The 12,878-nt window shown below is 66.6% G+C and carries 13 protein-coding genes; 11 read left to right on the top strand and 2 right to left on the bottom strand.

All coding sequences use genetic code 11. From position 1 onward, the window contains the following. Window positions 1-70 precede the first annotated feature (70 nt). The 3 genes from AC1ZV1_RS16180 to AC1ZV1_RS16190 all read left to right on the top strand — a co-directional run bounded on the left by AC1ZV1_RS16180 (window position 71) and on the right by AC1ZV1_RS16190 (window position 2,364). Complete coding sequence (locus AC1ZV1_RS16180; protein ID WP_484292595.1) at window positions 71-877, top strand: ABC transporter substrate-binding protein; 807 nt, start codon at window positions 71-73, stop codon at window positions 875-877. Window positions 878-956: 79 nt separating this feature from the next. Beyond that, window positions 957-1,670, top strand: a complete 714-nt coding sequence (locus AC1ZV1_RS16185; protein ID WP_484292596.1) for an amino acid ABC transporter permease — start codon at window positions 957-959, stop codon at window positions 1,668-1,670. 1 nt (window position 1,671) lies between these two features. After that, the gene (locus AC1ZV1_RS16190; protein WP_484292597.1) at window positions 1,672-2,364 is read left to right on the top strand and encodes an amino acid ABC transporter permease; all 693 of its coding nucleotides are present in this window, start codon (window positions 1,672-1,674) and stop codon (window positions 2,362-2,364) included. A 3-nt stretch (window positions 2,365-2,367) separates the two neighbouring features. Here the strand turns inward: AC1ZV1_RS16190 and AC1ZV1_RS16195 are convergent, their stop codons facing one another. Beyond that, window positions 2,368-3,117: a DUF899 domain-containing protein gene (locus AC1ZV1_RS16195; RefSeq protein WP_484292598.1), complete on the bottom strand. Its 750-nt coding sequence runs from the start codon at window positions 3,115-3,117 to the stop codon at window positions 2,368-2,370. A gap of 95 nt (window positions 3,118-3,212) precedes the next feature. Between AC1ZV1_RS16195 and AC1ZV1_RS16200 the strand changes: the two genes are divergently transcribed. The 7 genes from AC1ZV1_RS16200 to AC1ZV1_RS16230 all read left to right on the top strand — a co-directional run bounded on the left by AC1ZV1_RS16200 (window position 3,213) and on the right by AC1ZV1_RS16230 (window position 11,040). Further along, window positions 3,213-4,409 (top strand): helix-turn-helix domain-containing protein, encoded by a 1,197-nt coding sequence (locus AC1ZV1_RS16200; RefSeq protein WP_484292599.1) that lies wholly within the window; start codon window positions 3,213-3,215, stop codon window positions 4,407-4,409. A 40-nt stretch (window positions 4,410-4,449) separates the two neighbouring features. After that, the gene (locus tag AC1ZV1_RS16205; RefSeq protein WP_484292600.1) at window positions 4,450-5,100 is read left to right on the top strand and encodes a Vgb family protein; all 651 of its coding nucleotides are present in this window, start codon (window positions 4,450-4,452) and stop codon (window positions 5,098-5,100) included. Between the two features lie 65 nt (window positions 5,101-5,165). Beyond that, window positions 5,166-5,615, top strand: coding sequence for a methyltransferase family protein (locus AC1ZV1_RS16210; protein WP_484292601.1), 450 nt, complete (start codon window positions 5,166-5,168; stop codon window positions 5,613-5,615). A 111-nt stretch (window positions 5,616-5,726) separates the two neighbouring features. Continuing rightward, entirely contained in the window at window positions 5,727-6,419 is a 693-nt protein-coding gene (locus tag AC1ZV1_RS16215) for a response regulator transcription factor (RefSeq protein WP_484292602.1), read from the top strand. Continuing rightward, window positions 6,419-7,807 (top strand): HAMP domain-containing sensor histidine kinase, encoded by a 1,389-nt coding sequence (locus AC1ZV1_RS16220; RefSeq protein ID WP_484292603.1) that lies wholly within the window; start codon window positions 6,419-6,421, stop codon window positions 7,805-7,807. Before AC1ZV1_RS16215 ends, AC1ZV1_RS16220 begins: the two co-directional genes overlap by 1 nt. A 96-nt stretch (window positions 7,808-7,903) precedes the next feature. Beyond that, the gene (locus tag AC1ZV1_RS16225; RefSeq protein ID WP_484297578.1) at window positions 7,904-10,123 is read left to right on the top strand and encodes a TonB-dependent siderophore receptor; all 2,220 of its coding nucleotides are present in this window, start codon (window positions 7,904-7,906) and stop codon (window positions 10,121-10,123) included. A 23-nt stretch (window positions 10,124-10,146) separates the two neighbouring features. Then, the gene (locus AC1ZV1_RS16230) at window positions 10,147-11,040 is read left to right on the top strand and encodes an alpha/beta hydrolase (RefSeq protein WP_484292604.1); all 894 of its coding nucleotides are present in this window, start codon (window positions 10,147-10,149) and stop codon (window positions 11,038-11,040) included. Between the two features lie 76 nt (window positions 11,041-11,116). Here AC1ZV1_RS16230 and AC1ZV1_RS16235 read toward each other — a convergent pair whose 3' ends face one another. After that, window positions 11,117-12,010: a LysR family transcriptional regulator gene (locus AC1ZV1_RS16235; RefSeq protein WP_484292605.1), complete on the bottom strand. Its 894-nt coding sequence runs from the start codon at window positions 12,008-12,010 to the stop codon at window positions 11,117-11,119. Window positions 12,011-12,099: 89 nt separating this feature from the next. On the opposite strand from AC1ZV1_RS16235, the gene AC1ZV1_RS16240 reads away from it, so the two are divergent. After that, complete coding sequence (locus tag AC1ZV1_RS16240; protein WP_484292606.1) at window positions 12,100-12,876, top strand: NAD(P)H-dependent oxidoreductase; 777 nt, start codon at window positions 12,100-12,102, stop codon at window positions 12,874-12,876. The last annotated feature ends 2 nt before the right edge of the window (window positions 12,877-12,878 follow it).

Below are 12,878 nucleotides of genomic sequence, written 5' to 3' on the forward strand. Positions count from 1 at the left end.
ACGAAGGCCCGCACTCGATCACCACGGGAACCCGTCGCACGAACGGGGCCCGAGAAGGAGCTGGATGTTCATGAAGAAACTCACTGCCGTTACCGCCCTCGCCCTGGCCGTCCTCTCCGGCCTGGCCCACGCCGACCGCCTGGACGACATCAAGAAGGCCGGCGTACTGCGCGTCGCCGCGTTCGACAGCAACCCGCCGTTCGGCTTCGTCGACGGCAAGAGCAAGCAGATCGAAGGCCTCGACGTGGATTACGCCAAGGCCCTGGCCGACAAGCTCGGCGTCAAGTTGCAGGTCCTGCCGACCAACCCGGCCAACCGTATCCCGCTGCTGACCGCGAACAAGGTCGACCTGGTGCTGGCCAACTTCACCATTACGCCCGAGCGGGCCGAGCAGGTGGATTTCAGCATCCCCTACTTCTCCTCCGGGCAGCAGTTCATCGTCCGCAAGGGCAGCCTGAAATCGCCGGAAGACCTGAATAAGTGGCGCGTTGGCGTCGACAAGGGCACGGTCAACGAGGGCGTGCTGCGGGAAAAATTCCCCGGCGCCAAGGTCATCGCCTACGACGACACGCCGTTCGCTTTCACCGCCCTGCGCAATGGCCAGGTTCAGGCCATCACCCAGGACGGCCCGAAGCTGATCGGCCTGCTGGCCAACGTGCCGGACAAGGAGAAGTACGAAGTGCCGCCCTTCACCATCTCCAATGACCTGATCGGCGTCGGCATTCCCAAGGGCGAGAAGGCCCTGACCGACTTCGTCAACCAGAGCCTCACGGAGCTGGAAGCCGGCGGCCAGGCCCAGACCATCTACGACACCTGGTTCGGCCCGACCACCAAGACACCCCTGGCGCGCCTGTACAAGATCGGCGACAAGAGCTGATTCCCGGCGTACCCAGCGCACCACCGCACGCCCCACACCCGTGGGGCGTTGCCGCTCCTACTTCTGATGGACTCTCACGATGTTCGGCGAACTGCTCGCCCCGACCTACCTGAGCTGGCTGCTCGACGGTTTCCTGCTCACTCTCGGCATTTCCCTGTTCTGCTGCATAGTCTCCACCCTGCTCGGCGCGCCGCTGGCGATTGCCCGGCAGGCAAAGTCGCGCTGGCTGTCGTGGCCGGCGCGGGCTTATCTCGCGTTGTTTCGCAATACGCCACTGCTGGTGCAGTTGTTCTTCTGGTACTTCGGGGTCCCGGCGTTGTTGCCCGAGGACTTCGTGTTCTGGCTGAACACACCCCATGAGCTGGGCTGGCTGGCCTGGCCGTCCTTCGAATTTCTCGCGGCCGCCTGGGGCCTGACGCTCTACACCACCGCGTTCATTGCCGAGGAGTTCCGTGCCGGCATCACCTCGGTCAGCGCGCAACAGCGCGAAGCCGGCATGGCACTAGGGCTACGCCCATTGCAGGTGTGGCGCTGGGTGATCCTGCCGCAGGCGCTGCGTACCGCGCTTCCACCGCTGATGGGGCAGTACATGAACGCGCTGAAGAACTCCTCGCTGGCCATGGCCATCGGGCTGGCGGAGCTGTCCTACGCCTCGCGCCAGGTGGAGACGCAGACCTTCAAGACCTTCCAGGCCTTCGGCATCGCCACCCTGCTGTACATCGGCGCCATCGCGCTGATCGAGGCGCTGGGCCAGGCCCTGCAGCAGACCCGCCGCTACCGCCAGGGAGCCTGACATGGACTTTTCGGTCATCCACGACAACCTCTCCTACTTCCTCGTCGGCGCCTACCCGGATGGCCCGCTGGGCGGCGCCGCGCTGACCCTCATCCTCGCGCTGGCCTCCGGCCTCGTTTCGGCCATCATCGGCCTGGCGCTGGGTATCGCGCTGTCGGTGCTGCGCGGCAAGCCGCGTCTGCTGCTGGTGGCGTTCCTCGGTTTCTTCCGTGCGATCCCGGTGTTGATGCTGATCTTCTGGACCTATTTCCTGTTGCCCATCGTCCTGCATATCGACGTGCCGGCCCTGGGCACCGTGGTCTGCGCGCTGTCACTGATCGGCGGCGCCTACCTGGCGCACTCGGTGCACGCCGGCATCGAAAGCCTGCCCAAAGGCCAGTGGGATGCGGCCCGCGCACTGGGCCTGCGCCCCTGGCAGGTGCTCACCCTGGTGATCCTGCCGCAGGCGCTGCCGGTCATGCTGCCGTCGTTCCTCAATCAATGGGTTTCGCTGATCAAGGACACCTCGCTGGCGTACGTGATCGGGGTCGGCGAGCTGTCCTTCGTCGCCACCCAGGTGAGCAACCGGGTGATGGTCCATCCCACGGAGGTCTTCCTGTTCGTCGCGCTGCTCTACTTCCTGCTGTGCTCGACGCTCGACCTGGCCGCGGCATTGCTGACGAGCCTGCGGCCGGATTACCGCAGGGCGGCATGAGCCTCAGTACTCGTCGTGCCGGCGCCACCACATGCCCTGTTCGTTGCGCCCCCGCGGTGCACGGTCCAGCCACTGGAACAGCCCCCAGAGCGCATCCAGACCGCGGGCATAGGTCGAATAGCAGTGATAGATGCGATCACCTTCGCGGACGAAACTGCTCATCCCCGGCAGGTCGCGGGTGAAGATCGCCACGTCCGTGCCGCAGCAGGCGGCGGTTTCCACCACAGGGGCCGGCGCCGGCCCGGCGACAGGGCCTGCGCGGCGAAAGTTGTAGTCGACCTCCCCGCCGCGCTGTTGCGCCTCGGTAAAGGACACATTGAAGTCGTAATTGAAGCCGCTGCCATGGGACGACGCCCACGGGAAGCTCCAGCCCATGCGTCGGCGGTAGGCCAGCAGCTTCTCCAGCGGCGCGCGGGAGACCGCCAGCAGGCTCACGTCATGGTTGGCCAGGTGCGTGGCGTAGCCATCGAAGCCATCGGCAATGTTCGAACAGGACGGACAGCCGGCGCGGTAGTCCGGACCGAACATGAAGTGGTAGACCAGCAACTGCGAGCGGCCGGCGAACAGATCCTGGAGGCTGGCCGGGCCCTGCTCGGTGTCGAACCGGTAGTCCGTGTCGACCCGCACCCAGGGCAGCGCCTGGCGTTTGCGCGCCAGCTCGTCGCTTCGTCTGGTCAGGGCCTTTTCCTCGGCCAGCAGTTCCAGCCGCGCGGCCAGCCATTCTTCGCGGGTACCTGTGGGGTGGGCAGTCATGGCAGTTCTCCTCCGCCAGCGGCGGCTCGGTGGGCATGACATAGACTAGGCAGCGGGCCGATGGCGACGGGAGTGACAAAGGTGGCGGGATTTCCATGGATTCGCTGATCACAGCGGCAGCCTGCGCCCTGGCGGCGGGTGACCCGCTGGGCGCGCTGAATCGCGTGGCGTTGCGCGAGGACCCGCCGGCCCTGGCCCTGCGCGGTATCGCCATGGCGCAACTGGGCGATTTTCCCCGGGCGCGCACCCTGCTGCGCCAGGCTGCCCGCGCCTTCGGCACCCATGAGCCGGTGGAGCGTGCTCGCTGCCGGGTGGCGGATGCGGAAGTCGCGCTGGCCAGCCGCGAGCTGAACTGGCCGACCGAACCACTGGAGCTGGCCGCACAGGTGCTGCGAGCCCACGGCGATACGCTCAATGCCGCCCATGCCCACTACCTGCTGATCCGTCGTGCGTTGCTGATCGGCCGGCTCGATGAGGCCGGCACGCTACTGGACTCGCTGGAGCCCAACACGCTGCCCGCGCCGCTGTGCGCGGTGCACTGGCTGATCGCCTCCGGCATCGCCGTTCGCCGATTGCAGGCGGGCGAGGCGCGGGCCGCGCTGCGCAAGGCTGCCGATGCGGCGACGGCATCGCGCATTCCAGCCCTGCAAGCGGAGGTCGACCAGGCGACACGCATTCTTGACGCACCGGCTGCCCGACGGATCGACCGACACGCCACGCACCTGCTTTCATTGGATGAGGTGGAAAGCCTGCTGTGCTCCGATGCGCTGGTGGTGGATGCCTGTCGCAACCGTATCGGCAGCCTGTCGCTGGGCAGCCGCCCGGTGCTCTTTGCCCTTGCCCGAGCGCTGGCCGAAGCCTGGCCGGAAGATGTGTCGCGCACCGAGCTGATCGGCCGGGTGTTCCGCACCCGTCACCCGGACGAAACGCACCGGGCGCGCCTGCGGGTGGAGATCGGCCGCCTGCGGCGCCTGTTGCGACCCCAGACGGGCATTGAATCGACACCTCGTGGCTACGCGTTGGTCGCCGCCAACCTGGTGGTCCTTGCGCCACCGCTGGAGGATGCCAACGCTGACGTGCTGGCGCTGCTCAGCGATGGCCAGGCCTGGGCCAGCTCGGCCCTGGCCCTGGCGCTGGGGACCAGCCAGCGCAGCGTGCAGCGCGCCCTCGAAGCCCTGGCCGACACCGGCCGGGTGCAAGCACTGGGACAAGGCCGCGGGCGGCGCTGGACGCTGCCGCCAGCGCCGGGATTCGCGACGACCTTGTTACTCCCCGCGCCCTTCGGCGCCTGAATAGGCTGAAGGCTCCTACCCACAACGGCAGGGCTACACCATGACCACTCACTACAAGCAATCCCCGGCGCAGGTACTGCAGGAGTACGGCCCTTTCCCCGGGATCAGCGCTGTCCACGGCCTCACCTTCGATGGCCAGCGTGTCTGGTTCGCCGTCGGCGAGCGCCTGCAGAGCCTGGACCCGAAGGACGGCCACCTGGAGCGCTCCATCGAGGTGCCCGCCCACGCCGGCACCGCGTTCGATGGCACGCACCTGTACCAGATCGCAGAGAGCCGCATCCAGAAGATCGATCCGGCCAGCGGCAAGGTGCTATCGACCATCCCCGCGCCGGGCAACGGCGGCGATTCCGGCATGGCCTGGGCGGAAGGCTCGCTCTGGGTCGGCGAGTACCGCGCCCGGAAAATTCACCAGATCGACCCGGAAACCGGCGAAGTCCTGCGCACGATTGATTCAAATCGTTTCGTCACTGGCGTGACCTGGGTCGACGGCCAACTCTGGCATGGCACCTGGGAGCCGGAAGCGACCTACAGCGAGCTGCGCCGCATCGACCCGCAGTCCGGCGCAGTGCTGGAGCAACTGGACATGCCCGACGGCGTTCACGTTTCCGGCCTCGAAGCCGACGGCGGCGAGCGTTTCTACTGTGGCGGCGGCAACAGCGGCAAGGTGCGGGCGGTACGCAGGCCGCGCTAAGGGCAGCGATCTGGGCTAGTGTTGGCACCTCACTGGAGATGGCCGCACGGGCCCGGAGACCGAGCATGGATTGGCTGGAACACCGCATTCCCCCGCCCCTGGTGGCGATCATCACCGCCGTGCTGATGTGGCTGGCGGTGCGTCCGATCACGCCACTGGACAACCGACTGTGGCTGGCACTGCTGGTCGTTCTGGCCGGCGTCGCGGTATGCCTGGCGGGGGTTGCGTCGTTTCGCCGCGCGCGCACCACGGTCAACCCGCTGAAGCCGGAGTCCGCCTCCTCGCTGGTGGTCGCCGGCATCTATCGCCATACGCGCAACCCCATGTACCTGGGCTTCGCCATCATCCTGCTGGGGTGGTGCGTATTCCTTGGTTCAGCGCTGGCGGTGATCGGCGTGGCCGCCTTCGTGCTGTTCATCGGCCGCTTCCAGATCCGCCCTGAAGAGCGCGCACTGCGCGAGCTGTTCGGTGGGGAATTCGATGCTTTCTGCGGTCGGGTGCGGCGCTGGGTCTGACGCTGTTTCTGACAGGAGACAGGCAGATCGCCATTGCCTTCAGACGGACAGGGATGAGATATTTGCAAATGCTAAATATTCTCATCAACGAAACGCTCGCCAAGGTCTGCCGTGTCCCCTTCGCTCTTGCTGGTGGAAGACGATTCCCGTCTTCGCCTGGACCTCGAACGCCATTTCTGTCAGCGCGGTTTTGCTGTCACGACCTGCGCCAACGGTGACCAGGGTCTGGTGGCCGTCCACCAGAACGACTTCGACCTGGTCCTGCTGGACATCATGCTGCCCGGCATCGACGGCCTCTCGCTGCTGGATACGCTGCGCAGCGCGCGCACCACGCCCGTAATGCTGATGTCCGCCCTCGGTGCGGAGCAGGACCGCATCACGGGCTTTACCCGAGGTGCCGACGATTACCTGCCCAAGCCTTTCAGCCTGGCGGAGCTGGATGCGCGCATCGATGCCCTGCTGCGCCGGGTCAACCTGGACCGGGCCCATGTCGCGCCACCTGTGCAGGGCTCGCTGCAGTTCGACGATGAGCTGCAGGATGTTTCGCGCAACGGCGAACACGCAGGTCTTACGCATTCCGAGTACCGCCTGCTGGCCACGCTGAACGCCCATGCCGGCGAAGCACTGAGCAAGAGCTTTCTCTACCAGAGCGTGCTGCACCGGGCCTACACACGACTCGACCGCGGACTGGACGTGCACGTCTGCAACCTGCGCCGCAAGCTGGCCGCCATCGGCGCGCAACAGGTGCAGATCCAGGCCGTACGCGGCCAGGGCTACATCCTGGTGGACGCGGAACGACACTGATGCGCCGTCATCCCCTGCTGTGGAAAATTGCCGCGCTGCAGGTCGGCTTCTGTCTGCTGCTGACCTGGCTGATCTGGACGTGGGGGCTCTCGCTGGAGCGCAGCACCTACTTCCTCGGTCCGGAGGACCGCGAGTACCTGGCGCGCTACGCCGAACAGGCCGAAACGGCCTGGCAGCAACAGGGCGCCGAGGGCGTGGAGCGTTTTCGCCGTGAACTGTCTGCCTCCGAGGACACCTGGGTGGCCGTGATCGGCGAACACCTGCAAAGCCTGGGCACCACGCCGCTGACGGCCGAGGAATCCGGCCACCTGACCTTCATGCGCAAGCTCGACTGGCCGATGAGCCGGCGCCTGCAGGACGAACTGCCGTATGTCAGCATCGAATTCCCCCGGCATCCGGAGAGCGGCCGGCTGGTCATGCAGCTGCCCGAACGCCTGCTGCCTGGCGGCCTGACGCCCTGGACGCACCTGTTCAGCCACGGCGTGGTGCCGACCCTGCTGGCCGCCCTCCTCGGGCTGCTGATCTATCGCCACCTCGTCTTGCCGCTCAATCGCCTGCGCGCCCGCGCCGACGCGCTGCGCGCGGATGACCTCGACAGCGAAGGCCCCGGCACGCCGCTGGCCCACCGCCGCGACGAACTGGGCGAACTTGCACTGGCCTTCGACCACATGGCCGACCGCCTGCGCCATAGCCTGGCGCAGCAGCGGCTGCTGTTGCGCACCTTGTCCCACGAATTGCGCACCCCCCTGGCGCGCCTGCGCATCGCCCATGACAGCGACCTGCCGGCGGACCAGCTGCGCCAGCGTCTCGACCGCGAGATCCAGGACATGCAGCGCCTGCTCGAAGACACCCTCGACCTGGCCTGGATGGACACCGAGCGCCCGCAACTGGAGCGCGAGCCGGTGCTGGTGCTCTCGGTGTGGGAAGCGCTGCGCGAGGATGCCTGTTTCGAAAGCGGCTGGGAGATCGAGCGGCTGCCCTGCTCGCTGGGGACCGATTGCGTGGTCCAGGTGCACCTGGACAGCTTCGCCCAGGCCCTCGAGAACCTGCTGCGCAATGGCATCCGCCACTCTCCGCGCGGCGGCAGCGTGCGCCTGGACGGCTGGCGCGACGGTGAGTTCTGGCACCTGTGCGTCAGCGACGCCGGCCCCGGCGTCGCCGAAGACGACCTCGAACGCATCTTCCAGCCCTACCAACGGCTGCAGCCGTCCGAGTCCAGCGGATTCGGCCTGGGCCTGGCCATCGCCCGACGCGGCATCGAGCTGGCGAATGGGCGGCTGTGGGCGGAGAACGGCGCCTTGAGCGGCGTGAAGAACGGTCAGGCCGGACTCTGCCTGCACATGCTCCTGCCCGCGGCCCTGCCCCAACAATCCTGCGCAAGTGTTTAGAAAGTTAATGCGCTTTACTGGCAAATAGCATTCATTATCATTTGTGATCTCTTAGTAATCGTCCTCCTCCGGAGATCACCGATGTCGTCCCGTCCGATGCACCTCGTTCCGCCCTTCCTGCTGCTTTCCAGCTGCCTGCTGTCCTTCGCCGTGCAGGCCGCCAGCGCCGATTCCGATGTCGTCGAGTTCGACAGCGAGACCATCGTCGCCACCGCCGCGGAGGAAGCCAAGCAAATGCCGGGCGTGTCGATCATCACCGCCGAGGACATCAAGAAGCGTCCGCCGGCCAGCGACCTGTCGCAAATCATCCGCACCATGCCGGGTGTCAACCTGACCGGTAACTCCACCAGCGGCCAGCGTGGCAACAACCGCCAGATCGACATCCGCGGCATGGGCCCGGAGAACACCCTGATCCTGGTGGATGGCAAGCCGGTCGCCAGCCGCAACGCGGTGCGCTACGGCTGGCGCGGCGAGCGTGACTCGCGTGGCGACACCAACTGGGTGCCGGCCGACCAGGTCGAGCGCATCGAAGTGCTGCGCGGCCCGGCGGCGGCGCGCTACGGCAACGGTGCAGCAGGCGGCGTGGTGAACATCATCACCAAGCAGGCCGGCAAGGAAACCCATGGCGACGTCACCGTCTACAGCAACTTCCCGCAGCACAGCGACGAAGGCGCCACCCAGCGCATGACCTTCGGCCTCAACGGCCCGCTGACCGACACCCTGAGCTACCGCGTCTACGGCAACGTCGCCAAGACCGACTCGGACGACTGGGACATCAACGCCGGCCATGAGTCCAACCGCACCGGCAACCAGGTCGGCACCCTCCCCGCCGGCCGCGAAGGCGTGCGCAACAAGGACGTCAACGGCCTGCTCAGCTGGCACCTGACACCCGAGCAGACACTGGACTTCGAGGCCGGCTTCAGCCGCCAGGGCAACATCTACACCGGCGATACGCAGAACACCAACAGCAACGCCAACGTGAAGTCCATGCTCGGTCACGAAACCAACCGCATGTACCGCGAGAACTACTCGATCACCCATCGCGGCGAGTGGGATTTCGGCAGCTCCATGGCCTACCTGCAGTACGAGAAGACCCGCAACAGCCGGATCAACGAAGGTCTGGCCGGCGGCACCGAGGGCATCTTCAGCAACACCGACTTCTACACCGCCACCCTGCGCGATCTCACCGCCCACGGCGAAGTGAACCTGCCGCTGCACGCCTGGCGCGACCAGACCCTGACCCTGGGCAGCGAATGGGTCCAGCAGAAGCTCGACGACCCGAGCGCCAACACCCAGACCACCAGCGAAGGCGGCTCGGTACCGGGCCTGGCCAGCAGCAACCGGGACACCACCTCCCAGGCGCAGATCTTCTCGCTGTTCGCCGAAGACAACATCGAGCTGATGCCCGGCACCATGCTCACCCCGGGCCTGCGCTGGGACCACCACAGCATCGTCGGCGACAACTTCAGCCCGTCGCTGAACCTGTCCCACGCGCTGACCGACAGCGTCACCCTGAAGGCCGGCATTGCCCGCGCCTACAAGGCGCCGAACCTGTACCAGCTGAACCCCGACTACCTGCTCTACAGCCGCGGCCAGGGCTGCTACGGCCAGAGCACCAGCTGCTACCTGCAGGGCAACGAGGACCTCAAGGCGGAAACCAGCGTCAACAAGGAACTGGGCATCGAGTTCAACAAGGACGGCCTGATCGCCGGACTGACCTACTTCCGCAACGACTACAAGAACAAGATCGAGTCGGGTCTGTCGCCCATCGATCAGGCCACCGGCGGCACCGGCAGCTACGCCAACGCGGCGATCTACCAGTGGGAGAACGTGCCCAAGGCGCTGGTCGAGGGCCTCGAGGGCACCCTGACCATCCCGCTGATGGAGCAGCTGAAGTGGAGCAACAACTTCACCTACATGCTGCAATCGAAGAACAAGGAAACCGGCGACGTGCTCTCGGTGACGCCGAAGTACACCCTCAACTCCATGCTCGACTGGCAGGCCACCGACGCGCTGTCGCTGCAGGCCAGCGTGGCCTGGTACGGCAAGCAGAAGCCGAAGAAGTACGACTACCACGGCGACCGCGTGACCGGCAGCGCCAACAACCAGCTCTCGCCCTACGCCATCGCCGGGCTGAGCGGTACCTACGTGTTCACCAGGAACCTGAGCTTCACCGCCGGGGTGGACAACGTCTTCGACAAACGCCTGTTCCGCGAGGGCAATGCCCAGGGCGTGAACGGCATCGAAGGCGCCGGCGCCGCCACCTACAACGAACCGGGCCGCACGCTGTACACCAGCCTCACCGCGTCCTTCTGATTCGTAGAACGAGAAAAAGCCTGATGAAGCTTCGCCTCCTGGCCCTGGCACTGGCATTCGCCGTGCCGGGGCTGGCAGCGCACGCCGCGCCTGCCCCTGACCAGAAAATGGACACCCACTTGCTGCAACGCAACGACCTGGACTACCGCTTCAGCGAACTGAAGCTGGACTCCGCCGATGGTCAACGTCACTACCAGCTCTGGATTGCCCGCCCGAACCACCCCGCGCCCGCCGCCGGCTACCCGGTGGTGTGGATGCTCGACGGCAACGCTGCCATCGGTGCGCTGGACGAAAAGCTGCTGGCCGACCTGAACAGTGGCAAGGCGCCGCTGCTGGTTGCCGTCGGCTACCAGACGCCGCTGCGTATCGATCGTAGCGGCCGCACCCGCGACTACACCCCGCCGCGCCCGCAGCTCGCCGAACAGAAGGACCCGCTCACCGGCGACCCCAGCGGCGGCGCCGACGCCTTCCTCGACCTGATGCGTGACCGGATGCTGCCGGCGGTTTCTGCACAAGCCCCCGTCGACCGCTCGCAACAGACGCTCTGGGGGCACTCCTACGGCGGACTGCTGACGCTCCACGCGTTGCTCACCCGTCCACAGCAGTTCAGCGCCTACGCACCGGCCAGCCCTTCACTGTGGTGGGGCGATGGCGCCATCCTCAAGGAGCAGGACGGCTTCGCCCAGCGCCTGGCCGGGCATTCTGCGCACCTGCTGTTGATGCGCGGCGGCGAAGAACCCTTCAAGCCGCGTGAAGACATCACCCCCAGCGCCCCCCGCGCCGCCCAGCAACTGGTGCACGACGTGGCCAAGGTGCCCGGCATGCAGGCGCAGTTCCATGCCTTCGACGGCATGAGCCACGGGCAGACGCTCGAGGCTTCGCTGAAGTACCTGTTGCGGCTGAAGTTCGTGGAGTGAGCCGGTATTTCACCGCTGGCACCCCGGCGCCAGCGGTGACGTTGCAGGAGCGCGCCCCTGCAGGCGTGCTCCGTCCTCAGACCGAGGCGGCAATCTGCTCGCGCAACCAGCGATGCGCCGGGTCGCGGTGCGAGCGTTCGTCCCAGAGCATCGACATCTCGTATCCCGGCACCTCCACCGGCGCTTCCACCACCCGCAACGCCGGGTTATCCCGCACCAGCCGCGCCGGCACCATGGCCACCAGGTCGCTGCAGGCCAGCGCCGAGATGACGAACAGGAAATGCGGCACCGACAGCGCCACATGCCGGCTCAGGCCGACCGCCGCCAGCGTCTCGTCGGTGACGCCGCTGAAACCGCCACCATCGGGTGACACCATCACATGCTCCAACTGGCAGAACTGCGCCAGCGTCGGCTTGCGCCTGAGCTTCGGGTGTCCGGCACGGCCGGCCAGCACATAGCGCTCGGTGAACAGCGTGCGACGGCGCATACCCGGCGGGCTGCCTTCGGTGGTGTGGAAGGCCAGGTCGATCTCGCCCTGCTCCGCCTGCCGGGCGATGCGCGGTGGCGACAGCTCCAGCAGGGCCAGGCGCGTTCCCGGCGCATTGCCACGAATGGCACTCAACGCCGGCAGCAGGATGGTGGATTCGCCGTAGTCGGTCGCAGCGATACGCCAAGTGTTGTCTGCCTGCGCCGGGTCGAATGGCGCGGCGGGCGCCACCGCCTGCTCCAGCGCTTCGAGGGCGAGTCGCAACGGCTCGCGCAGCGACTCTGCCCGCGCCGTCGGGCGCATGCCGCGCGGACCGGGCAGCAGCAGTGGATCGTCGAAGATGTCGCGCAGCTTGGCGAGGTGCACGCTCACCGAGGGCTGCGAGAAGTTCAGCCGCTCGGCCGCGCGGGTCACATTGTGCTCGGACAGCAGCACGTCCAGGGTCACCAGCAGGTTGAGGTCGAGCCTGCGCAGATTATTCATCGATATACCTGGAATACTGGATATTCATTTCAACTATACCTTGCACCGACGCATCCTGCGCCCATCCCACCGCTCGCAGGAGAGCCACCATGAAGGTACTGATCGTCTATGCCCACCCCGAACCGCGCTCGCTCAACGGATCGCTGAAGGATTTCGCAGTACGCCGCCTGCAGGCCGCCGGCCATGACGTGCAGGTCTCGGATCTCTACGCGATGAACTGGAAAGCCACGCTGGACGCCTCCGACAGCCTGGACCGAGACCCCGACGCACGCTTCGACCCGTCACTGGACTCCAAGCGCGCCTACGCGGCCGGCCGGCAGAGCAGCGACATCGCCGCCGAGCAGGACAAGCTGCGCTGGGCCGACACGGTGATCCTGCAGTTCCCGCTGTGGTGGTTCACCATGCCGGCGATCCTCAAGGGCTGGTTCGAGCGGGTCTACGCCTATGGCTTCGCCTACGGCGTCGGCGAGCACTCCGATGCCCGCTGGGGTGACCGCTACGGCGAAGGCAACCTGGCCGGCAAACGCGCCATGCTGGTGGTCACTACGGGTGGCTGGGAGTCGCACTACAGCCCGCGCGGCATCAACGGGCCGATCGACGATCTACTGTTCCCGATCCACCACGGTGTGCTGCACTACCCCGGTTTCGACGTGTTGCCGCCCTACCTGGTCTACCGCACCAGCCGCGTGGATGCGCAGCGCTATGGGCAGATCGAACGGGAGTTGGGCGAGCGCCTGGACAGCCTGCAGACCACTGCGCCCATTCCTTTCCGCCGGCAGAATGGCGGCGATTACGACATCCCGGCGCTGACCTTGCGCGAGGAGATCGCGCCTCAGGCCAGCGGATTTGCGTCGCATATCGAGTGAAC

This window comes from Pseudomonas sp. BB438 (genome assembly GCF_057180225.1).

Coding starts and splice junctions, on each gene's coding strand:
- AC1ZV1_RS16180 (WP_484292595.1), top strand. CDS start 71: ATGAAGAAACTCACTGCCGTTACCGCCCTCGCCCTGGCCGTCCTCTCC.
- AC1ZV1_RS16185 (WP_484292596.1), top strand. CDS start 957: ATGTTCGGCGAACTGCTCGCCCCGACCTACCTGAGCTGGCTGCTCGAC.
- AC1ZV1_RS16190 (WP_484292597.1), top strand. CDS start 1,672: ATGGACTTTTCGGTCATCCACGACAACCTCTCCTACTTCCTCGTCGGC.
- AC1ZV1_RS16195 (WP_484292598.1), bottom strand. CDS start 3,117: ATGACTGCCCACCCCACAGGTACCCGCGAAGAATGGCTGGCCGCGCGG.
- AC1ZV1_RS16200 (WP_484292599.1), top strand. CDS start 3,213: ATGGATTCGCTGATCACAGCGGCAGCCTGCGCCCTGGCGGCGGGTGAC.
- AC1ZV1_RS16205 (WP_484292600.1), top strand. CDS start 4,450: ATGACCACTCACTACAAGCAATCCCCGGCGCAGGTACTGCAGGAGTAC.
- AC1ZV1_RS16210 (WP_484292601.1), top strand. CDS start 5,166: ATGGATTGGCTGGAACACCGCATTCCCCCGCCCCTGGTGGCGATCATC.
- AC1ZV1_RS16220 (WP_484292603.1), top strand. CDS start 6,419: ATGCGCCGTCATCCCCTGCTGTGGAAAATTGCCGCGCTGCAGGTCGGC.
- AC1ZV1_RS16225 (WP_484297578.1), top strand. CDS start 7,904: ATGCACCTCGTTCCGCCCTTCCTGCTGCTTTCCAGCTGCCTGCTGTCC.
- AC1ZV1_RS16230 (WP_484292604.1), top strand. CDS start 10,147: ATGAAGCTTCGCCTCCTGGCCCTGGCACTGGCATTCGCCGTGCCGGGG.
- AC1ZV1_RS16235 (WP_484292605.1), bottom strand. CDS start 12,010: ATGAATAATCTGCGCAGGCTCGACCTCAACCTGCTGGTGACCCTGGAC.
- AC1ZV1_RS16240 (WP_484292606.1), top strand. CDS start 12,100: ATGAAGGTACTGATCGTCTATGCCCACCCCGAACCGCGCTCGCTCAAC.